Consider the following 22,340-nt stretch of genomic DNA (forward strand, 5'->3'; position numbering starts at 1 on the left):
ATGTTAGTTGATATTAAGTTGAATGGAAAATCTGTTAAAGCAGATATTACGGCAGACATGACACTCTATGAATTCGTGAGAGAGCATGGCTGTTACAGCGTAAAATGTGGCTGTGAAACATCTAACTGTGGCTTATGTACAGTATTTCTTAATGATAAGCCTGTCCTTTCATGTTCAGTTCTTGCAGCAAGAGCAGACAAATGCAGTGTTACAACACTCGAAGGATTACAGGAGGAGGCGTCTGAATTTGTCACATTTATAGCAGATCAGGGAGCAGAGCAGTGCGGATTCTGTAATCCGGGATTTGTTATGAATGCATTGGCACTTTTCAGAGAGAATCCTTATCCTGATGAAGAGGAGATAAAGGAGTTCCTTTCAGGAAATCTGTGCAGATGTTCAGGTTATGAGGGACAGTTAAGAGGAATTATGAATTTCCTTGAGGCAAAGAAAGCAAAGGAGGCTGAATAAATGAAGTCGGTTAATAAAGCTATCAGAAAGAAAGATGCGATGGAACTGCTTCTTGGAAAGCCGGTGTATACAGATGATATTGCACCTAAGGACTGCCTTGTTGTAAAGCTTCTGCGCTCACCATATGCCAACGCATTTGTAAAGAATATTAATACTGATATTGCGATGAAGGTGCCGGGAATAGAAGCAATATTTACATATAAAGATGTTGACCAGAATATGAAAAGATTCACATGTGCAGGTCAGACATATCCTGAGCCAAGTCCTTATGACAGGCTTATTCTTGATAAGCATGTAAGATTCATAGGCGATCCGGTTGCCATTGTTGCAGGTGCTGATGAACGCTGTGTTGATAAGGCAATGAAGCTTATTAAGACAGAATATGAAGTACTTGAACCATTGCTTGATTTCACTAAGGCAAAGGATAATGAGATTCTTGTACATCCAGAGGATAACTGGGAGGCATTATGTCCGGTTGGAGCTGATAATAAAAGAAATCTGTGCGCGCATGATGAGAGCGGCAACGGAGATATCGATAAAGTGTTAGATGAGTGTGATATTGTGATTGACAGGACATATCATACTAAGGCATGCCAGCAGAGCATGATGGAGACTTTCAGAACTTTCTGTACAATAGATACTTATGGAAGACTTCATGTCGTAAGTTCTACACAGATAGTATTCCATTGCAGGAGAATTATCTCACATGCACTTGGAATATCGCCATCTAAGATAAGAGTTACCAAGCCAAGAATCGGAGGCGGATTTGGAGCAAAGCAGACATCTGTGTCAGAGATATATCCTGCATTTGTTACATGGAAGACCAAGAAACCGTCTAAGATTATATTTTCAAGGGAAGAAACACAGTCAGCTTCATCACCAAGACATGAGATGCAGATGCATGTAAGACTTGGTGCAACTAAGGATGGTATTGTAAAAGGAATTGATTTATACACATTATCTAATACAGGCGCATATGGCGAGCATGGTCCTACAACAGTAGGACTTTCTGGACACAAGTCAATTCCATTATATGGAAAGGCAGAGGCGTTCCGTTTTGTAAGTGATGTTGTATATACTAATATAATGTCAGCGGGTGCTTACAGAGGTTATGGTGCGACACAGGGACTTTTTGCAGTTGAGTCGGCTGTAAATGAACTGGCAGACAGACTTCATATGGACCCGTTTGAAATCAGATTTAAGAACATAGTAAAAGAGGGCGATGTAATGCCTGCTTACTATGGACAGGTTAATACAAGCTGTGCACTTGACAGATGTCTTGCAAAGGTCAAAGAGATGATTAAATGGGATGAGAAATATCCTATGAGAAAGATTTCTGATACTAAGGCACGTTTTGTCGGAATGGGCATGGCAATGCAGGGCTCAGGTATATCAGGAGTTGATGTCGGCAGTGCGACACTAAAGCTTAATGATGAAGGTGTATATACTATGAACATCGGAGCTGCTGATATGGGAACAGGCTGTGATACAATACTTGCACAGATTGCAGCAGAGGTTCTTGAATGCAGCACAGACGATATAAGTGTATTTGGTGCAGATACTGACATATCACCTTATGATTCAGGTTCATACGCATCAAGTACAACGTATGTAACAGGTAAGGCTGTTGAAAAATGTGCATTAGAGCTTAGAGACAGAATCGAAAAGCTTGGTGCTAAGATGTTAGGCTGCGAGAAATGTGATGTCACATTTGACGGAAAGAAAGTAATATGCGAATCAGGTGAGAACAAGGATAAATGTGTAACCCTGGCCGATATATCAACAGCATCCATGTGTGGTAATGATATAGCACTTTCAGTTACCAATACACATACATCACCTATTTCACCACCACCATTCATGGTTGGAGCAGCGGAGGTCGAGGTTGACCTTCTCACAGGAGAGAGCCGTGTTGTTGAGTATGACGCATGTGTTGATTGTGGAACACCTGTTAATCCTAACCTTGCAAGAGTACAGGCAGAGGGCGGTATATTACAGGGAATTGGAATGACAATGTCAGAGAATATCACATATTCAGATAAAGGCAAGCTGTATGAGAACTCATTTTTACAGTATAAGATTCCGTCAAGAATGGATATCGGACATATTAATGTTGAGTTTGAGAGCAGTTACGAGAATGCAGGTCCTTTTGGTGCTAAATCAATCGGAGAGGTTGTAATTAATACACCGCTTCCTGCAATTACAGATGCATTAAGCCATGCGGCAGGAAAGAGATTTTACGAGCTTCCTATAACTCCTGGCCAGATTGCAATGGCAAGACAGAAGTGATTATTTTGAGGAAATGAATGAAAGAAGAGATTAAATTATCAGATCATTTTGGATATAGGAAACTCATGAGATTCACAATGCCATCAATTGTTATGCTGATATTTACATCTATATATGGCGTTGTTGATGGCTTGTTTGTTTCTAACTTTGTAGGTAAAACTTCATTTGCAGCAGTTAATCTGATTATGCCGGTGCTTATGATTCTTGGCTGCGTCGGATTTATGTTTGGAACAGGTGGTGGCGCACTTATTGCAATGTCACTTGGAGAGGGAAAGAAAGAGAAGGCAAGCCACATATTCTCGTTTATAGTGGCATTTTCAGCAATATGCGGTATTGTATTAGGACTTCTTGGTATTATATTGATAAGACCTGTTGCCATGATGCTTGGTGCAGAAGGAAAGCTTCTTAGTGACTGTGTATTATATGGAAGAATTATTCTTGCGGCATTACCTTTTTATATATTGCAGTTTGAGTTTCAGTGTCTGTTTGCAACAGCGGGAAAGCCTAAGCTTGGTCTGTATGTGACTGTGGCAGCAGGTGTTACCAATATGGCGCTTGATGCACTTTTTGTTGCAGGATTCAGATGGGGGCTTGTCGGTGCGGCACTTGCAACTTCGATGAGTGAGCTTGTTGGAGGTGCAATTCCGGTTGTGTATTTTATGAAAAAGAACACAAGCCTTTTAAGATTAACAAAGTTCAGATTTGATATCAGAATACTTGGTAAAGCAGCATCTAACGGTGCGTCTGAATTCATGAATAATGTGTCAGCGTCTTTAGTAAGTATGCTTTACAATATGCAGTTGATGAAATATGCCGGAGAAAATGGAATTGCAGCTTATGGTGTTGTTATGTATGTCAATTTCATATTTCAGGCAATATTCATGGGATACTCAGTAGGAAGTGCACCTATTGTCGGATTTAATTATGGCTCTGGTAATAAAAAAGAATTAAAGAGTATTCTTGGAAAAGGTATAAGAATTATCGTTGTTGGAGCATTTACAATGTTTGTGCTGGGACAGGTTCTTGCAAGACCGCTTGCGCAGGTGTTTGTCGGGTATGATAAGGAATTATTCGACATAACTGTTGCAGGTTTCATGATTTTTTCATGTTCGTTTCTGTTTTCAGGCTTCCCGATATTAGGTTCGTCATTCTTCACAGCACTTAGTGATGGCCTTACATCAGCATTGATATCGTTTCTTAGGACCCTTGTATTTCAGGTGACAGCAGTGCTTATTCTGCCTGTGTTTTTCAAGCTTACAGGTGTGTGGATGTCAGTAGTTGTGGCAGAATTTCTTGCTATGATTGCAACCATAATTTTCCTTGTTGCGAAGAAGAAAAAATATGGGTATTAAGTACTAAAAGCGATTGACCGCAATGCTTAGTGATGATAGAATTATTTCTTATAATATGACAGATAATTTACTTACGAAAGGAATCATTACTATGAATTTTCTTGAAGAAAGAATTATGAAGGACGGAGTTGTCAAGGAAGGCAACATCTTGAAAGTTGACAGTTTTCTTAATCATCAGATGGATGTTAAACTTTTCAAGCAGATGGGCGAAGAATTTAAGAGAAGATTTGCCGGAAAGAATATTAATAAGATTATAACAATTGAGGCTTCAGGAATCGGTATTGCATGTATAGTTGCAGAATGCTTTGATGTACCGGTTGTATTTGCAAAGAAGTCACAGAGCGTCAATATTGACGGTGATGTGTACTCTGCCGAAGTTGAATCATTTACACATAAGTGCAAGAATCAGGTGCTTATATCTAAGAAGTTTGTAGGTCCGGAGGATCATGTGCTTATTATTGACGATTTCCTTGCTAATGGTTGTGCACTTCAGGGACTTATCTCTATTGTCAATCAGGCAGGTGGAACTGTTGAAGGTATTGGTATCGCAGTTGAGAAGGGATTTCAGCAGGGCGGACAGATTATCCGTAATCTTGGATACCAGCTGGAATCTCTGGCTATTGTTGATGGAATGAATGCTGCAGATGGCAGTATTAATTTCAGAGAGGAGTAATCATGAATGAATATCAGTTTTTTTCACCAGTAGATGTCGTATTTGGATGCGGAAGTCTTTCTAAGCTTCATACTCTTAAGATGCCAGGAAAGAAAGCACTTCTTGTTATAAGCAATGGAAAGTCTGCAAGGATGAATGGTTCACTTGACAGAACAATAAATGAACTTAAACAGGCTGATGTTTCATATGTGCTTTATAACGGAATAGGAGCTAATCCGCTGAAGTCAGCAGTTGAAGAAGGCGCAAGAATTGGTCGCGAGAACGGAGTTGACTTTGTTATTGCTTTAGGTGGCGGTTCAGTTATGGACGCGGCTAAGAATATGGCAATGTTCATTCCACAGCCATCAGATAATCTGTGGGATTATGCTAACAGCCCATCAGGTGGAAAGATGACACCTCCTAATGAGATTCTTCCATGGATTGCAATTACTACATCAGCAGGAACAGGCTCAGAGGTTGATACTATCGGAGTAATTTCTAATCCTGATACTAATGAAAAGATTGGTATTGGTGGAATGGCGGGGATGTTTGCAAAGTATGCAATTGTTGACCCTGAGCTTATGAAAACAGTTCCACCGAAATTCACTGCATATCAGGGATTTGATGCACTTTTCCATTCATTGGAAGGGTATATAAGCAACAAACATAATATTATGGGAGATATGATTCAGCGTGCCGCGATTGAAAATATCGGACATTATCTTGCAAGAGCAGTTAAGGATGGCAATGATATTGAGGCAAGAGAACATGTTGCATACGCTAATACAATGTCTGGCTATTCAATGGTTGTAACATCATGTATATCAGAACATTCTATGGAGCATGCAATGAGTGCATATCACCCTGAGCTTCCTCATGGAGCAGGACTTATCATGCTGTCTAAGGAGTACTTCACATTCTGGATTAATAAGCATGTATGTGATGAACGCTTCATTGATATGGCACATTTTCTTGGAATGAAAGATGCGTCTAAACCGGAAGATTTCATCACAGCACTTCTTGAATTACAGAAGGCATGTGGAGTTGATGACCTTAAGATGTCTGATTACGGAATAAAGAAGGAAGAAGCAATGACACTTGCCAAGAACGCAAGGGCAACAATGATGAGATTGTTCGTAAGAGACCCTCAGGAAACTACTGATGAAGAGATTGCGGGTATATACGAGAGAGCATATAGATAATATTTATTGATTATAGGTATAATATTCACATGATGAATGTTGTACCTTTTTTAATAAAAGTGATATATTTCTAATGTTTAGATAATATATATTGACATATATAATTATATATGATATTAATATATTTAAAGAATAAAATCTTTTCTAAAGTAACTTGGTGTTGATTGTTTCAATAATCAACACCAGTTGCTTATCAAAGCTGAATATTCATAGATTAACATCTATCTATGAAAGTTCATTTATGAAAAACATTTATGGACATTCATTCAGCAAAATCCACATAAAACATAATTGAATAATGCAGGCTTGTTTTAGATATCTGTAGATGCTAATATACTTATATAGACAAATACAATATTAGTATATGTGCGTGGATATCAGCCTGCGAAAGAGACGAGGAGGATATTCTATGGCAGAGAAGAAAGACAATGTAACATCTAAATTTAAGGACAATGTATTCTGTATGCTATACAGGGATAAGAAAAATCTTTTAGAGCTGTATAATGCACTTAACAATTCAGCTTACACGAATGTTGACGATTTGCAGGTTACAACATTAAATGGAGGTTCGTACATGAAGTATAAGAATGACGCTTCATTTTTACTGTGTATGAGCCTGTATATGTTTGAACAGCAGTCGAGTAAGAATCCTAATATGCCGTTAAGATTTTTGCACTATGTGTCGGATGTGTTCAGAGAGCTGTTCAGTAATTCCATGCTTCACAGGAGAAGTATGATTAAGATTCCTGTTCCACATTTTGTGACATTCTACAATGGTCTGGAAAAATGGATTGAAGATGAGGATGAAATCAGGCTGTCAGATATGTATGAGATTCCGACAGATAATCCGGAGCTGGAGCTTAAGGTGCGTGTTATCAACATTAATAAAGATGTACATATCCTTAATAAGTGCAAAACGCTGCGTGATTACATGACATTTGTTAATAAAGTAAGATTCAAGATGGGAGTTGAAGGGGACGATGTCAGGATTGCAGTAACAGAGGCAATTGACGAATGTATAGATGAGGATATACTTGTCGATTTTTTTGAACAGCATAGGGAGGAGGTCGTCGAAGTGAGTATATATGATTATGATGAGGAAGATGTCAGAAGGACATTATTTGAAGAAGCAAAGGAAATGGCTAAAGAAGAATTAAAAGAAACAGTTATAGAAGAATTAAAACGAGAAGCAAAAGAAGAATTGACCCAAGAAGTATTTGCAGAGGGTGAACAGAGCGGAGAACAATTAAAGATAGTTAATCAGATTATAAAAAAGGTAAAGAAGTCAAAAACTCTGGAGACAATAGCCTCAGAACTAGAGGAAGAAGAGGCAGATATAAAGCCAATATACGAAGCAGTAGTTTCATCTGCCCCAGATTATGATATTAATGTAATTAAAGATAGATTAGACAATATGTGAGGAAGTTATTTCTTCATAAATGAAACAAAATCAAATTTCTTATCAAGCCATCTGCCGACAAGGCCGATGGCTTTTCCCATTGTAAATGCAGCAACAACAGTACCGATGCCAAGACCTTTAACATGACCTAATATCAGGCCGGTAAGACATGCAGTTACGGCAAGGCATATAACATCGAAAGAAATCTTGATGCGTGAATATGCAACGCCAGTTATGTCAGCAAGTTCACGAGGGAACAGGTCGGTAGGGATAATTGGAAGCTTACATCTGTTAGAAAGAGCTATGCCGAGACTTATCAGGCAGTAGCTTATAATAAAGTACACAATTCTGAATCCGATTGCAGTTGGGAGCATTGGAACCCACAGATTGTGCATGTCGATGCATTCACCAAATATGAATCCGACAACGAATGAAAACAGATATGATGGTACGAACTTCTTTCGCAGAATCATAAGGCTGAGTACAAGAAGTCCCTGGAACATATATGTAAATGTACCAAGAGTAATCTTAGGGAAGACTTCGGAAAAAGCATATGGAACGCTTGAGATTGCAGATATTCCAGTTCCTGAGTAAAGCATAAGCACAACTCCAAGGCTGTTGATTATAACAGCAAAGGCAAGAACAAGCTCACCTCTAAGCGTAGTCTTAACATTTTCAGAAACAGAACCAGCATTTAAATCTATTGCACTATCAATTGAACTCATAAGGAATCCCCTTTCTTTTTAATAAAGAACATAATCACAGTCTCTAAGTGTAGTTTCATTATTGATTAATAACAAATGAATAATTTTAATGAAATTATAGATTTTGTCTATAGAACTGTTTATAATTAAGATAATAAATGTGCATAGGAGGCTGTCTATGAATATATATAATCTGAGATATTTCGTTACACTTGCAAGAATCCGCCAGTACACGAAGGCGGCAGAGGAATTATGCATTACACAGCCGAGTCTTAGTCATGCAATTTCACAGATGGAAAAGGAACTTGGTGTTAAACTCTTTGAAAAAAACGGACATAAGATAACTCTGACTCAATTCGGAGAGGAGTTTTTTTCTTATGCAGAAAAGACTCTTGATGTGTTAGATGATGGAATCGCTTCTATTAAAAGAAGTGCAATGGGAAATGGAACGATAAGATTAGGACTTGTAAGACCATTGGGAATAAGCTATGTCCCTCGGATGGCGGCAGCATTTATAAAGAAGAATCCGAAGCTTGATATAGATTTTACGTTTCACACAGATGTTACGGGCAGGCTGCTTGACGATATGCAGCTTGGAAAGTATGATTTGTTGTTCTGTTCCAAGCCATCAGAAGAATATCATTTTACGGCTGAGCCCGTTATGAAGCAGAGACTGGTGCTTATTACTCCCAAAGGACATCCGCTGGCTAAGAAAAGGAAAAGGAGCATTAATCTTGCAGAGACAGCCGGGTATTCATATGTATGTTTTGACAAGAACTCTGGAATAAGAAGCATATTTGATGAAATGTTGAAAAGATCGGACATAACAGTAAAGGTTGCATATGAAACTGAGGAAGATCAGGTTATTGCCGGGCTGGTTGCTAATGGATTCGGAATAGCGGTAGTTCCATATATGGATATATTGGAAAAGATGTCTGTAGAAATATTTGAAATCGAGTCACCTGAATATGAGAGAAGCTTTTATATGGTTAATGATAATAGTACATACATGTCTCCTGCTGTAGAGACGTTCAGGAACTTTGTTATAGAGAATACAAGTGTTTTAACGGCTTTGTAGAGATTAATATAATTAATGAATAACCGGTTATATCTTAATTAAATGACAAATTTGTAGAAAAATTAACAGATTTTATTGATACATTTTTGACAAATTTTAATGAAATTATTAAATAAAAATAAAGTTTGCCAGAATTCAATGTAAAAAATAACAAAAATGAACGCTGGTCATAAATAATTTTTTGTTAAAAATGTACGATTATTAAAGGAGAAAATAGTGTCAAACCTAGGCAGAATCTAGGCTTGACATTATTTTTTTTGTGGAATAAAATCCGTGAACAGAAAAGAAATATGTTTCATATTTAGAAAGGAGGTCGTGCAGATGGATGCTTTGGTAGAAGGGCTTATGGAAGAACTTAATTGCGAGACAGTGTTCACTATACCTTTGTTTGGTGGAATCCCAGTATATGAATCCGTTGTTGTTACATGGATTATCATGGCTGTTGTGTTTCTGTTGTGTATTCTGCTAAGCCGAAATCTAAGTGTGGAAAACCCCAGTCGCAGACAGGTAGTTGTAGAAACAGCAATAAAGGGGCTCAATGATTTCTTCACTGAGACGGTAGGAGAAAAAGGAAAGGCATACATTCCATATCTGTCAGCAATTGCTATTTACATAGGAATTGCGAACCTGATAGGACTGCTTGGTTTCAAGCCGCCAACTAAGGATATGAATGTTACAGCAACACTGGCATTGATGAGTATTGTGCTTATTGAGGTCGCAGGAATCAGAGCCAGAGGAACTAAAGGCTGGCTTAAGAGTTTTGCAGAGCCAATGCCTATAATACTTCCTATTAATATTCTGGAAGTATTTATCAAGCCCTTATCACTTTGCATGCGATTATTCGGTAATGTTTTAGGTTCATTTGTAATCATGGAATTATTAAAGATGGTAGTTCCAGCAGTTTTACCGGCAGTATTCAGTTGTTACTTCGATATATTCGATGGACTGATACAGGCGTATGTTTTCGTATTCTTAACTGGTCTTTTTATAAAAGAGGCTACAGAGTAAGAGTATATGTAACAAGAATAAATGTTTTAAAAAGGAGATTATTATTATGTCAACAATTTTAGTAGCAATCGGAGCAGGTATAGCAGTATTAACAGGTATCGGTGCTGGTCTTGGTATCGGTAAGGCAACAAGCAGTGCAGTAGACGCTATCGCAAGACAGCCAGAGGCAGAAAGCAAGATTAGTAAGTCACTTCTTTTAGGTTGTGCCCTTGCAGAGGCAACAGCTATTTATGGTTTCGTTATCGCCCTTCTTATAATTCTTTTCTTAGGCTAATAACATTTATGGGAAAGATAACTAAGACAAGATAGAAAGGAAGGCGAAGCTAGTGTTAAGTATAGATCCATGGAATATATTATGGACAGTAGTCAATCTGCTCGTCTTATATCTGGTGTTTAAGAAGTTCCTGTTTAAGCCTGTTATGAAAGTAATCAATGCAAGAGAAGATATGATTAAGCAGCAGTTTGATGATGCTAAGAAGAGTCAGGAAGAAGCAGATGCATTAAAGGCTTCATATGACGAAAAGCTTGAAAGTGCGAAGACTGAAGCTGATGAGATTATTGTAAATGCTAGAAACAGAGCACAGGAAGAGCATGAGGCAGCTTTGGAAAAGACCAGAAAAGAAACAGAAGTAATGCTTGAAAAGGCAAAGGCTGATATAGCTACAGAGAAAGAGAAAGCAACGGAAGCTGCACAGGCAGATATTGCAAGACTCGCTCTCATAGCTGCAAGAAAAATCGTAAAGACAGGTGATGCTCATGACGCAGGCAGCAGTAAATAATGCAATAGTTTTACACCGGTTGTCTGTGAGCAGAGAGGATGTAAGAAGGGCTGATGAGTTATACAGCAAAACTTCAGAACTTCAGAAAATTCTCACGAATCCTGAAATACCTCTTGCAAAGAAATACGACATCATTGATAAAGTGTTTGCACTTGATGATACCAAGGAGCTTATGAAGAATTTCATTAAAGAAATGTGTAAGCTTGGTTATTGTGATGAGATGAGAGACATATTTGATTCATATTACAGAATTGATGATGAAGCAAACCACATTTTAAAAGCAGAGCTTATAAGTGCAGATAGCAGTGATGCAGAGGAAAATGCAAAGCAGGCACAGGATTTCTTAAAGAGCAGATATCCGGATTATACAATTGAACTGACAAAGACAGTGGATGCAGATCTCTTAGGCGGATATGTTATAAGAGCGCATCACAAGGAATACGACAGAAGTTTTGAAGGACGTTTTTGTCAGCTTGAAAGAAAATTAACTGGGAGGTGACCCCTGTGGGCGCAATTAGTGCAACAGATATTATCTCCATTATCCAGAGTGAGATTGAGAATTTCAATTGGGATGAAGCAAGCCGTGAGACCGGTAATGTAATATGGGTCGGTGATGGAATTGCTACAGTATACGGTATTGACCATGCAATGTATGGTGAAATCGTAGTATTTGATAATGGAGTAAAAGGAATGGTTCAGGATATCCGTGAGAATGAGATAGGTGTTATCTTGTTCGGCAGGGATACAGGAATCAAAGAAGGAACTAAGGTTGTAAGAACCAAGAAAAAAGCCGGAATTCCGGTAGGCAGCGCATTTGTAGGAAGAGTAATCAATGCACTTGGCGAGCCTATTGATGGAAAAGGCGATATTAAAGAAGAAGATTACAGACCAATTGAGGAAGATGCTCCTGGTATCGTAGACCGTAAGTCTGTAAGCACACCAATGGAAACAGGAATACTTTCAATTGATTCAATGTTCCCAATTGGCCGTGGACAGCGAGAACTTATCATTGGTGACCGTCAGACTGGTAAGACATCAATTGCCACAGATACAATTATTAACCAGAAAGGTAAAGGTGTTATCTGTGTGTATGTTGCAATCGGACAGAAGGCATCTACAGTTGCCAAGGTTGTATCAACACTTACTAAGCATGGTGCAATGGATTATTCAATTGTTGTATCTTCAACAGCAAGTGATCCTGCATCACTTCAGTATATAGCTCCATATGCAGGTACTGCAATGGCAGAGCATTTCATGCATCAGGGAAAAGATGTTCTTATTGTATATGATGATTTGAGCAAACATGCGGTAGCGTATAGAGCACTTTCCCTTCTGCTTGAAAGATCACCTGGACGAGAGGCTTATCCTGGAGATGTATTCTATCTTCATTCAAGACTTCTTGAAAGATCAAGCCGTTTAAGTGATGCGTTAGGTGGAGGCTCAATAACAGCACTCCCTATAATAGAGACACAGGCTGGTGATGTATCAGCATATATTCCAACAAATGTTATCTCTATCACAGATGGTCAGATATTCCTTGAAACTAACCTGTTTAATTCAGGTATGAGACCAGCCGTTAATGTAGGTCTTTCGGTTTCACGAGTTGGTGGTGCAGCCCAGACTAAGGCAATGAAGAAGGCATCAGGAAGCATAAGAATTGACCTTGCACAGTACAGAGAGATGGAAGTATTTACACAGTTTGCATCAGATCTTGATGATGCAACTAAGGCACAGTTACAGCACGGAAAAGCCCTTATGGAGCTTTTAAAGCAGCCACTCTGCCATCCACTTTCAATGCATGAGCAGGTTATGACACTTGTTATGGCTAACAACGGCGTATTTGATGAGATACCTACTAAGGAAGTTAAGAAACACCAGACAGAATTACTTGAATTCATAGATCTCAAGCATCCTGAAATAGGAAAGCAGATTGAAGATAAGAAAGAGATTAATGATGAGCTGGTTAAGAATATTCTGGAAGCAGTAAAAGAATTTGCATAATGCATGTGTGCTAAAAGAAAGGTAAGCGTATAGATATGGCAAACACAAAGGAAATTCAGGATCGAATAAAAAGTATCAATGATACATTAAAGATTACTAATGCCATGTATATGATTTCTTCTTCCAAGCTTAAGAAATCTAAGAAAATGCTTTCAGACACGGAACCATACTTTTTCACTCTGCAGTCAGAAATGAGCCGAATCTTAAGACATATACCTGATATAAGCAGTATATATTTTAAGACAAATGAGGATAAAGACGCAGCGGATAAAAAGGTAGGCTACATAGTTATTACTGCTGATAAGGGACTTGCAGGTTCATATAACCATAATGTTTTAAAGATTGCGCAGGAGCAGCTTGAAAAGAATCCTAATCATTCATTATTCGTATTAGGAGAACTTGGACGACATTATTTTGAACAGCGCGGTATTGAGATTGAGAAGCAGTTCCACTATACAGTTCAGAATCCTACTCTTAACAGAGCAAGAAATATTTCAGAAGAAATAATAGAACTGTACAGAAAAGGTGAACTTGATGAGGTGTATATCATATACACAAGTATGATTAATGCTATTCAGGAGGAAACACAGATTGAACAGCTTCTTCCTCTTAAGAAGGCAGATTTCAATATCCAGATACCGGTTGATTTCAAAAGAGAGGAACTTGCATTAAAACCTTCCCCAGAAGTAGTTATGGACAGAATTGTTCCTGATTATATAGTTGGTTTCGTATACGGAGCTTTGGTAGAGTCATTCTCCTGCGAACAGAATGCCCGTATGATGGCGATGGAGGCTGCATCAAAGAGTGCAAAGGATATGCTGCACGATCTTGATATACAGTATAACAGAGCCAGACAGGCTTCAATCACACAGGAAATAACTGAGGTTATCGCTGGTGCGAAGTCGCAGAAGAAGAAACGAAAGAAATAATGCGACGGATAGGAGATAATATGAGTAATAAAGGAAAGATTATACAGGTAATGGGACCTGTTGTCGATGTAGCGTTCGAAGATGAGAACCTTCCGGCAATCAGGGACGCACTTGAAGTTAATAATGGTGATAAAAAATGTGTAATGGAAGTTGCACAGCATATCGGTAACGACACAGTCCGCTGTATTATGCTTGCTTCCAGTGAAGGTCTTTGCAGAGACATGGAAGTAACAGCTACAGGCAGTGGCATTAAGACTCCTGTTGGAGAGAAAACTCTTGGCCGTCTCTTTAATGTATTAGGAGAGGCTATTGATGGTGGAGAGCAGCCAGACACAGAGGAGAAGTGGGAAATCCACAGAGAACCTCCAACATTTGAAGAACAGAATCCTGCAGAAGAGATTCTTGAGACAGGTATCAAGGTAATTGACCTTTTGGCACCTTATGCAAAGGGTGGTAAGATTGGTCTGTTTGGTGGTGCCGGAGTTGGTAAGACAGTTCTTATTCAGGAACTTATCAGCAATATTGCAACAGAGCATGGTGGATATTCAATATTCACAGGTGTAGGAGAAAGATCAAGAGAAGGTAACGACCTCTGGACAGAAATGAAAGAGTCGGGCGTTCTTGAAAAAACTGCCCTGGTGTTTGGTCAGATGAATGAACCACCTGGAGCACGTATGCGTGTTGCTGAGACAGGACTTACAATGGCTGAATATTTCCGTGATGAGAAGCATCAGAATGTGCTTTTATTCATTGATAATATATTCCGTTTTACACAGGCTGGTTCAGAGGTTTCAGCACTTCTTGGACGTATGCCTTCAGCCGTAGGTTATCAGCCAACACTTGCAACTGAGATGGGTGAATTACAGGAGAGAATTGCTTCTACAAAGAATGGTTCTGTAACATCAGTACAGGCAGTATATGTACCTGCCGATGACCTTACTGACCCTGCACCTGCAACAACATTTGCACATCTTGATGCAACTACAGTTCTTTCAAGAAAGATAGTTGAACAGGGCATCTACCCGGCAGTAGACCCTCTTGATTCTACATCAAGAATTCTTGAGCCGGACATTGTAGGTGAGGAGCATTATGAGGTAGCAAGAAAGGTTCAGGAAATCCTCCAGAAGTACAAGGAATTACAGGATATCATTGCTATTCTTGGTATGGAAGAGCTTGCAGATGAAGATAAGGTTACAGTATTCAGAGCAAGAAAGATTCAGAAATTCTTATCACAGCCATTCCATGTTGCTGAGAACTTCACAGGTATTCCTGGTGTATATGTTCCATTAAAGGAGACTATAAGAGGTTTCAAGGCAATTATTGATGGTGAGATGGACGAATATCCTGAGAACGCATTTTTCAATGTAGGAACTATAGATGATGTTATTAAAAAGGCTGAGAAGATGCAGTAACATCCTGCCAGAAAGGAAAAACTAATGGCTACAAGTTCATTTTATTTAAAAGTAATATCAGCTAACCGGGTGTTTTTCGCTGGCAAATGCCGTTCTCTGATTGTGCCTGAGTTCGATGGACAGAAGGAAATTCTTGCCCATCATGAAGATATGGTTATTGCAATTGATGAAGGTCAGATGAAGTTCCAGCCAGAGGGCAGCGACGAGTGGATTCATGCTGTTGTTGGAATGGGATTTGTTGAAATCGTCAACAACCGTGTAACTCTTCTTGTTGAGACAGCAGAAAAGCCTGAGGAAATCGATGTAAGAAGAGCAGAGGAAGCTAAGCAGAGGGCTGAGGAGAGACTTCGCCAGAAGCAGAGTATCCATGAGTATTATCACTCAAGAGCAGCACTTGCAAGAGCTATGGCAAGACTTAAGGCAACATCTGGAAAGTAGAATTTATGATACATATGTGGGTTTGCACCTGCCAGAATGCTTGTGAATAGCATTCTGGCAGGTGCTTTTTGTCGTGCAGGGATAATGGTTAGCCATGGCGTGGTGGATTGGACGTTAAAGTAGAGGGAAGGCGCGTTGAAGTCCAAAAGAGAAGCCAAAGCGCGGCGAATTGGACGTTGAAGCGGTGGGAAGGCGTGTTGAAGTCCAAAAGGGAAGCCGAGCCGCGGCAGATCGGATGTTGAAGCGGCGGGAAGGCGTGTTAAAGTCCAAAAGGGAAGAGTCAGTCTGACGATTTGGACCTTAGAGAGGTGTGATGCACAGAGAAAGTCCAAAAGGGGTGCCGAAGCATGTAGAATTGTTCTTTATAAGATACTTGTAAATAAATATTCAGCTTGCTATAATATGCAAGCGTATTTTGTATACACAGTTAAAACAAAACGATTGAAGTGTAGGAATACACAATCAGGGAGGAACTAAAGATGTTATCTATGAAAGAAGCGATAGAGAATTATGTGGAAGGTTGTGTTGGGAAGGTTGACTGTCCAGCATACAAGCTTTTTATGAAAGCCATACTTGCAGGAATGATGATTGCATTTGGCGCAGCCGGAAGCAGTGTGGCAGCACATGATATCGTCAATGTAGGAATTGCACGTCTGGTTGCAGGAGTTGTATTCCCAATGGGACTTATGATGGTTGTTATGACAGGTGCTGAGCTTTTCACGGGAGACTGTCTGGCAATTATGGCAACTGTACAGAAGAAACATACAGCACTTAAGCTTATACGAATGCTTGTTGTAGTATATCTGGGAAATCTTCTTGGCTCGTTAATGCTTACATGTATTGATTATGTAAGTGGGCAGTATAATTATTCATCGGGAATACTTGGTGCATATACAATTAAAGTAGCACTTGGAAAATGTAATCTTGATTTTACAACAGCGCTTGCATCGGGAATATTATGTAACATACTTGTGTGTGCAGCAGTTATGCTTGCGGCACGTGCAAAGGATGTAACCGGAAAACTGTTATGTTGTTTTTTTATAATACTGCTTTTTGTTGTAAGCGGTTATGAGCATTGTGTTGCTAATATGTATTATGTACCTGCAGGAATGATAGCAAAACTTAATCCGTTATATGTGAAAGATGCTATGGAGCAATATGGTTATACAGCACAGCAGCTTAGTACATTGAATATACCGAATTTTATATTTAATAATCTTATTCCTGTTACAATAGGTAATATTGTGGGAGGAATGGCATTCTTCGGAATACCGTTGATGTATATTAATGGTGTTGGTGGAAAGAAGGCGTGATACATATCTTAAAGTATATGGATACGGATTGATGATTTAGAAGAAAATATATTATTACCTATGATTATTCCTTTAGAAACCATTAAAGCATAGGAAGATGTGCAGTAGAAGAATCACAGACGAACACAGACTTACGTATAATATGGACATGAACCAAAATCTGATAATATATTCCTGCAAGTTCCATTATGAAGATTAGCACCTGAAACATGGTGCTTTTTTCTTTACACAAAAATCACATGGTTTCAGAGAATATTATATCGGGGGATAAAAATGTTATCATCTACTACGAAAAAATATGAACATAAATGATGGGGCAAAATAGTGTATCGTCCAACTAGGTGATACATTTGCATCTGACAGCAACATGGTCGCAGAATATAGAGCAGAACCTATAAGAAGATATTATTTCTATTGATTATAGGCAGAAATATTAGGATTTCTGCTCATAAAGCGCAGATTTCATTGTAAATACCTATAAATGATGGAAAACCACATTATCTATAGGCAATCTTTAGCTTTCTGGCAAGGATAATGTCTGATTCGAGAGAAGAATGTATAGAAAATACCTATAAGCTGTCAGAATATACGACTACCTATAGGTATCATGACAAAAAAATCAGACAAGACACTTCTTCATCAATAATAATATGCCTATAAATCTTGAAATATAGATATTCTTATAGGAAATGTTTAACAACATTATAGTGGATTTATCCAATATATACTACTAAATCAGAGCCTTGAACGTTATTCAGTAACAGATTTCTTGGCAGAACAGCAAGTCTTAACCCGACATATGTCAATACGGATTTAATATCTTATGTTTCAGTTGGCATTGCGTGTGCAATAATATTGCAACTCATATATATAAAGCTGAAGCGTAGAGCATAAGAAAACACCTCTTAATCAGCAATATACATTCTGATTAAGAGGTGTTTTTCTTCGTCCATTATTAGTAAGTATACTCATGGCGAGGGCGATAATAAAATGCTTGAAGCTGACTGTTACGGTTATAGGTAACTGTATAACAATCGGCTGGTGCATCAGCATAAGTCTCAGGATTAACTCTGATAGTTATTGTCTGTCTGTGAGACTGTCCACTGTTACCGTGTTCTGCACTGGTATTATCCTGTCCTACCCCTTTGAGATTACTGATAGTCTGGACTGGGTACACTTTTGAATTGCGAATAACTCCATTTGCTGCAATAATCCCTCCTTGGACCTTATTTCAAAATGTTACTTCTACATTATATATCGGTCAAACGTGTTATATTATTACATTGAATTTCTTTATAAAAATGTATGATAGAGGAAGATAATATGCATGATGATGGAGATGTTTATATGGGAGAATACAAGCCCCCTTTTGCTATAAAACTCATGAAATGTGATGGATATATTAAAATGGGCTCATAAAATGTGATTACAGCGGGGAAATTCCCTCATAGTACTATAACAGAATAAAGATATATACAAAATGCCCCATTCCGGATTAATCCGGAGTGGGGCTTATTATACGCATAAGCAGTTAATGCTTAATTAATCAATTTCTTTTTTCTTAATTCTGTCAAGATAATCTTTAGTTTCTTTAGCAACCACACCGTTTAAAGCAACGAGTGCAATAAGGTTAGGAATAGCCATCAGACCGTTAAATATATCTGCAATTGTCCATACAGCAGATACTGTCATATAAGGACCAATGAATACGCAGAGGATATATATCCATCTGTATGCCTTGATGCATTTCTTCTTACCATTAGTAAGGTATTCAAGGCAGCGCTCAGAATAATAATCCCAGCCAAGAATAGTTGTAAATGCAAAGAATACGAGGCATAACATAAGAATAAATGAAGCAACTCCATCAGGGAATGGAAGTCCTAACTGGAATGCTTTAGTTGTTACTGCAACACCTTCAAGTCCCATATCGTAAGCTCCTGTAAGAACAATTGCAATACCTGTAATTGAACAGATGATAATAGTATCAATAAAAGTAGCTGTCATAGATACAAGACCCTGACGTACAGGTTCATTGGTACGAGCAGCGGCAGCGGCAATAGGTGCACTACCAAGACCGGCCTCATTAGAGAAGATACCTCTTGCAATACCCTTCTGCATAGCTACAACCATGGCACCAAGGGCACCACCAGCAGCGGCCTTAAGACCAAATGCACTCTGCACAATTGTAAGGATGGCAGCAGGAACATCTGTAATATTAAATAAAATAATAAGAATACCTGCTAAAAAATATGTTGCAGCCATGAAAGGAACAATAACCTGAGCAACTTTAGAAATTCTCTGGATTCCACCAATAAGAACAAGAGCAACACAGAAAGTAAGGATAAGACAGCTTATAACTACAGTCCATGAATATGTTCTTCCAAATAATGAAACAGTCCATGCGTTGTTAGAATCAAAGAAATTATTAACAGCAGAAGAGATTCCATTCACCTGTGTAAATGTACCAATTCCTAAAAGACCAACGCCTATACCAAAGAAAGCAAATATCTTGGCAAGCCATTTCCACTTAGGTCCCATACCATGTTCAATGTAGTTAAAAGGACCACCAACAACATGACCGTCTTCGTCAACCTGTCTGAACTTAACTGCTAAGAGACACTCTGCGTACTTGGTAGCAGTACCAACTAAGGCAGCAAGCCACATCCAGAATAATGCACCAGGACCGCCTGAGACAATAGCAGTAGCAACACCTACGATATTACCTGTACCGATTGTTGCTGAAAGTGCTGTACATAGTGCTGCGAAACTGCTCACTTCACCATGCTTTCCATCAGTTTCGTCTTTGAAAATGTACTTAAAAGCACGTCCAAGATTAGTAAACTGAACACCCTTAAGTCTGATAGTAAGAAACAGACCAACTGAAAGTATAAGGACAATGAGTGGAATTCCCCAGACATATGCGTCAATAGTAACGAGAATAGTATTGATTTTACTAAACATATTATGTATTCTCCCTTTTTATAAAAAATTAAGATAAATTTTATCATAAAACAACATTTTTTTCAATTGAATACTGTTATTTCCTAATATAATAAATAATTTTGTTAAATGTTGCTTATTGACAAACTCTGTCAATTTATATATTATTGTTGAAAACGAAGGCGTTTTGCAGATAAAGCAAGACGCTTTTTTCCTTATTATTAAGGTAATATCCGGAAGATATAATCGGGAGAGACTGTGTAAAAATGCAGCGCCGAAGGTGACAGCGAAAACTCTCAGGCAAAAGGACCGGTTATGGACGGAACTCTGGAGAGCTGTAATTATCAGCACCGAAGAAGCAATTTCTAAGCATAGAGATGAGAAATATTGAGGCTGATTTGCTTGGGGAGAATCTTTCAGGTTTTTAACAGAGGCATAGGTGTATTAAAGTGCGCCTGTAGCCTCTTGTTTTTATGTAAAGATATATTAGGAAGGGAACTTCTTAGGAATTTTGATAAGGCAGGATTGCAAGGCACGAAAAGGCTAAAGCAAAGGAGAGAAACATTATGAAGACAGATATTGAAATTGCACAGGAAGCAGTAATGGAGCCAATTAAGAATGTTGCAGCCAGATGCGGCATAAGCGAGGATGATCTTGAATTATACGGAAAGTATAAGGCTAAGATATCAGATGAGTACATCAACAGTGTCAAAGACAATGAAGATGGAAAGTTAATTCTTGTTACAGCCATAAATCCAACTCCGGCAGGAGAGGGAAAGACAACAATTACTGTAGGGCTTGGAGAAGCATTTGGAAAGCTTGGCAAGAAGGCAGTTATAGCACTTCGTGAGCCATCACTTGGTCCATGTTTCGGTATCAAAGGTGGAGCAGCAGGTGGTGGATATGCACAGGTTGTTCCTATGGAAGAATTGAATCTGCATTTTACAGGCGATTTCCATGCAATCACATCAGCTAACAACTTATGTGCAGCACTTCTTGATAACCATATACAGCAGGGCAACGAACTTGGAATTGACCCAAGATGTGTTACATGGAAAAGATGTATGGATATGAACGACCGTGTTCTTAGAAATATAGTTGTTGGTCTTGGTTCTAAGGTTGACGGAACTGTAAGAGAAGATCATTTTGTTATCACAGTTGCGTCAGAGATTATGGCAGTATTATGTCTTGCAACAGATATGAAGGATTTAAAAGAAAGACTCGGCAAGATGGTAGTTGCTTACAATTATCAGGGACAGCCTGTTACAGCATCAGATATCAAGGCAGTAGGTTCAATGGCAGCTTTGTTAAAGGATGCATTAAAGCCTAACCTTATCCAGACACTTGAGCATACTCCAGCATTAGTACATGGTGGACCATTTGCTAATATCGCACATGGCTGTAATTCAGTAAGAGCAACTAAGACTGCACTCAAGATGGCAGATTATGTAATCACAGAGGCAGGATTTGGTGCAGATTTAGGAGCAGAAAAATTCTTCGATATAAAGTGCCGTAAGTCAGACTTAAAGCCAGATGCAGTTGTATTAGTAGCAACAGTAAGAGCACTTAAGTACAACGGCGGAGTACCTAAGACAGAATTATCAGCAGAGAATCTTGACGCATTAAAGAAGGGAATCGTAAACCTTGAAAAGCATATTGAGAATCTTCAGAAATATGGTGTACCTGTAGTTGTTACACTTAATGCGTTTGTATCAGATACACAGGCAGAATTAGATTATATACAGAAGTTCTGTGAAGATAAAGGCTGTGAATTCGCCCTTGCCAAAGTATGGGAAAAGGGTGGAGAAGGCGGAATTGAGCTTGCAGAAAAGGTTCTTAAGACACTTGAGACAAAGAAGAGCAATTTCCATTGTCTGTATGAGACAGACCAGCCGGTTAAAGCAAAGATTGAGACAATTGCCAAAGAAATATATGGCGCAGGAAGTGTTAATTATTCGGCAGCAGCTAATAAGCAGATTGCACAGCTTGAACAGTTAGGATTTGGTAATCTTCCAATCTGTATGGCTAAGACACAGTATTCGCTTTCAGACGATCCAACATTACTTGGCCGTCCGGAAGGATTTGAGATGAATGTAAGAGAAGCATATGTATCAGCCGGTGCAGGCTTCATAGTAGTGCTTACAGGTTCAGTAATGACAATGCCAGGACTTTCAAAATCACCAGCGGCATATAATATAGATGTTAATGATGATGGGGTAATAACTGGGTTATTCTAGAAAAGTGACTCCCGGGAGTGGGAGGCAGGTGGTTGTGTAGTGTATTTTCAAACGCGCTCTCGCTCGGACGAAAACGCAACGGTACTAAGATTTTGGGAGGTTTGTCGCCTTTGGCGACTCCCTCGCAAAATCAAGTGCC

The 22,340-nt window shown here is 38.8% G+C and carries 21 protein-coding genes and 2 riboswitches; of the genes, 18 read left to right on the plus strand and 3 right to left on the minus strand.

The genetic code is table 11. The features are described 5' to 3' along the window. The 6 genes from GKE48_RS11685 to GKE48_RS14865 all read left to right on the plus strand — a co-directional run bounded on the left by GKE48_RS11685 (position 1) and on the right by GKE48_RS14865 (position 7,383). Positions 1-468: a (2Fe-2S)-binding protein gene (locus GKE48_RS11685; RefSeq protein ID WP_012739721.1), complete on the plus strand. Its 468-nt coding sequence runs from the start codon at positions 1-3 to the stop codon at positions 466-468. Further along, complete coding sequence (locus GKE48_RS11690; RefSeq protein WP_154301142.1) at positions 469-2,757, plus strand: xanthine dehydrogenase family protein molybdopterin-binding subunit; 2,289 nt, start codon at positions 469-471, stop codon at positions 2,755-2,757. Between the two features lie 17 nt (positions 2,758-2,774). Next, positions 2,775-4,109, plus strand: a complete 1,335-nt coding sequence (locus tag GKE48_RS11695) for an MATE family efflux transporter (RefSeq protein ID WP_012739719.1) — start codon at positions 2,775-2,777, stop codon at positions 4,107-4,109. Positions 4,110-4,200: 91 nt separating this feature from the next. Beyond that, positions 4,201-4,782 carry a xanthine phosphoribosyltransferase gene (locus GKE48_RS11700; protein WP_041688693.1) on the plus strand — a complete coding sequence of 194 codons (582 nt, stop codon included), beginning with the start codon at positions 4,201-4,203 and terminating at the stop codon, positions 4,780-4,782. 2 nt (positions 4,783-4,784) lie between these two features. Continuing rightward, on the plus strand, positions 4,785-5,963 hold the full coding sequence (locus GKE48_RS11705; protein ID WP_154301143.1) for an iron-containing alcohol dehydrogenase: 1,179 nt from the start codon (positions 4,785-4,787) through the stop codon (positions 5,961-5,963). A gap of 409 nt (positions 5,964-6,372) precedes the next feature. Then, a complete protein-coding gene (locus GKE48_RS14865) occupies positions 6,373-7,383 on the plus strand; it encodes an RpnC/YadD family protein (protein ID WP_243138502.1) in 1,011 nt (336 codons plus the stop codon). Between the two features lie 5 nt (positions 7,384-7,388). Here GKE48_RS14865 and GKE48_RS11720 read toward each other — a convergent pair whose 3' ends face one another. Then, a complete protein-coding gene (locus tag GKE48_RS11720) occupies positions 7,389-8,087 on the minus strand; it encodes a DUF6198 family protein (protein WP_154301144.1) in 699 nt (232 codons plus the stop codon). Positions 8,088-8,244: 157 nt separating this feature from the next. On the opposite strand from GKE48_RS11720, the gene GKE48_RS11725 reads away from it, so the two are divergent. The 11 genes from GKE48_RS11725 (at position 8,245) to GKE48_RS15115 (ending at position 17,223) form a co-directional block, all read left to right on the plus strand. Then, positions 8,245-9,144 (plus strand): LysR family transcriptional regulator, encoded by a 900-nt coding sequence (locus GKE48_RS11725; protein ID WP_154301145.1) that lies wholly within the window; start codon positions 8,245-8,247, stop codon positions 9,142-9,144. Between the two features lie 321 nt (positions 9,145-9,465). Then, positions 9,466-10,152 carry a F0F1 ATP synthase subunit A gene (locus GKE48_RS11730; protein ID WP_022098940.1) on the plus strand — a complete coding sequence of 229 codons (687 nt, stop codon included), beginning with the start codon at positions 9,466-9,468 and terminating at the stop codon, positions 10,150-10,152. A 46-nt stretch (positions 10,153-10,198) separates the two neighbouring features. Further along, a complete protein-coding gene (gene atpE / locus GKE48_RS11735) occupies positions 10,199-10,426 on the plus strand; it encodes an ATP synthase F0 subunit C (RefSeq protein WP_012739712.1) in 228 nt (75 codons plus the stop codon). A 52-nt stretch (positions 10,427-10,478) separates the two neighbouring features. Next, positions 10,479-10,931 (plus strand): F0F1 ATP synthase subunit B, encoded by a 453-nt coding sequence (gene atpF, locus GKE48_RS11740; RefSeq protein ID WP_012739711.1) that lies wholly within the window; start codon positions 10,479-10,481, stop codon positions 10,929-10,931. Further along, a complete protein-coding gene (gene atpH, locus GKE48_RS11745; RefSeq protein ID WP_154301146.1) occupies positions 10,909-11,430 on the plus strand; it encodes an ATP synthase F1 subunit delta in 522 nt (173 codons plus the stop codon). Before atpF ends, atpH begins: the two co-directional genes overlap by 23 nt. Further along, the gene (gene atpA, locus GKE48_RS11750) at positions 11,427-12,932 is read left to right on the plus strand and encodes a F0F1 ATP synthase subunit alpha (protein WP_416388682.1); all 1,506 of its coding nucleotides are present in this window, start codon (positions 11,427-11,429) and stop codon (positions 12,930-12,932) included. The genes atpH and atpA overlap by 4 nt, the downstream gene beginning before the upstream one ends. 35 nt (positions 12,933-12,967) lie before the next feature. Then, positions 12,968-13,861: an ATP synthase F1 subunit gamma gene (atpG, locus tag GKE48_RS11755; RefSeq protein ID WP_012739708.1), complete on the plus strand. Its 894-nt coding sequence runs from the start codon at positions 12,968-12,970 to the stop codon at positions 13,859-13,861. 20 nt (positions 13,862-13,881) lie between these two features. Beyond that, positions 13,882-15,273: a F0F1 ATP synthase subunit beta gene (gene atpD / locus GKE48_RS11760; protein ID WP_022098936.1), complete on the plus strand. Its 1,392-nt coding sequence runs from the start codon at positions 13,882-13,884 to the stop codon at positions 15,271-15,273. A gap of 24 nt (positions 15,274-15,297) precedes the next feature. After that, positions 15,298-15,711: an ATP synthase F1 subunit epsilon gene (gene atpC / locus GKE48_RS11765; protein WP_012739706.1), complete on the plus strand. Its 414-nt coding sequence runs from the start codon at positions 15,298-15,300 to the stop codon at positions 15,709-15,711. A gap of 479 nt (positions 15,712-16,190) precedes the next feature. Further along, on the plus strand, positions 16,191-17,024 hold the full coding sequence (locus GKE48_RS11770; protein WP_055216025.1) for a formate/nitrite transporter family protein: 834 nt from the start codon (positions 16,191-16,193) through the stop codon (positions 17,022-17,024). A 97-nt stretch (positions 17,025-17,121) separates the two neighbouring features. Continuing rightward, the gene (locus tag GKE48_RS15115) at positions 17,122-17,223 is read left to right on the plus strand and encodes a type II toxin-antitoxin system YoeB family toxin (RefSeq protein WP_081458300.1); all 102 of its coding nucleotides are present in this window, start codon (positions 17,122-17,124) and stop codon (positions 17,221-17,223) included. A gap of 756 nt (positions 17,224-17,979) precedes the next feature. Here the strand turns inward: GKE48_RS15115 and GKE48_RS14600 are convergent. Both GKE48_RS14600 and GKE48_RS11780 read right to left on the minus strand, forming a co-directional pair. Beyond that, positions 17,980-18,201 (minus strand): hypothetical protein, encoded by a 222-nt coding sequence (locus tag GKE48_RS14600; RefSeq protein WP_118148744.1) that lies wholly within the window; start codon positions 18,199-18,201, stop codon positions 17,980-17,982. Positions 18,202-18,566: 365 nt separating this feature from the next. Beyond that, positions 18,567-19,985 carry an alanine/glycine:cation symporter family protein gene (locus tag GKE48_RS11780; RefSeq protein WP_022098932.1) on the minus strand — a complete coding sequence of 473 codons (1,419 nt, stop codon included), beginning with the start codon at positions 19,983-19,985 and terminating at the stop codon, positions 18,567-18,569. A gap of 216 nt (positions 19,986-20,201) precedes the next feature. Next, positions 20,202-20,286, plus strand: a riboswitch (glycine riboswitch). Between the two features lie 3 nt (positions 20,287-20,289). Beyond that, a riboswitch (glycine riboswitch) is annotated at positions 20,290-20,397 on the plus strand. Positions 20,398-20,530: 133 nt separating this feature from the next. Here GKE48_RS11780 and GKE48_RS11785 point away from each other — a divergent pair. Next, the gene (locus GKE48_RS11785) at positions 20,531-22,201 is read left to right on the plus strand and encodes a formate--tetrahydrofolate ligase (protein ID WP_055216027.1); all 1,671 of its coding nucleotides are present in this window, start codon (positions 20,531-20,533) and stop codon (positions 22,199-22,201) included. The last annotated feature ends 139 nt before the right edge of the window (positions 22,202-22,340 follow it).

It is taken from the genome of Lachnospira eligens (assembly GCF_009680455.1).
GTDB classification, from domain to species: domain Bacteria; phylum Bacillota; class Clostridia; order Lachnospirales; family Lachnospiraceae; genus Lachnospira; species Lachnospira eligens_A.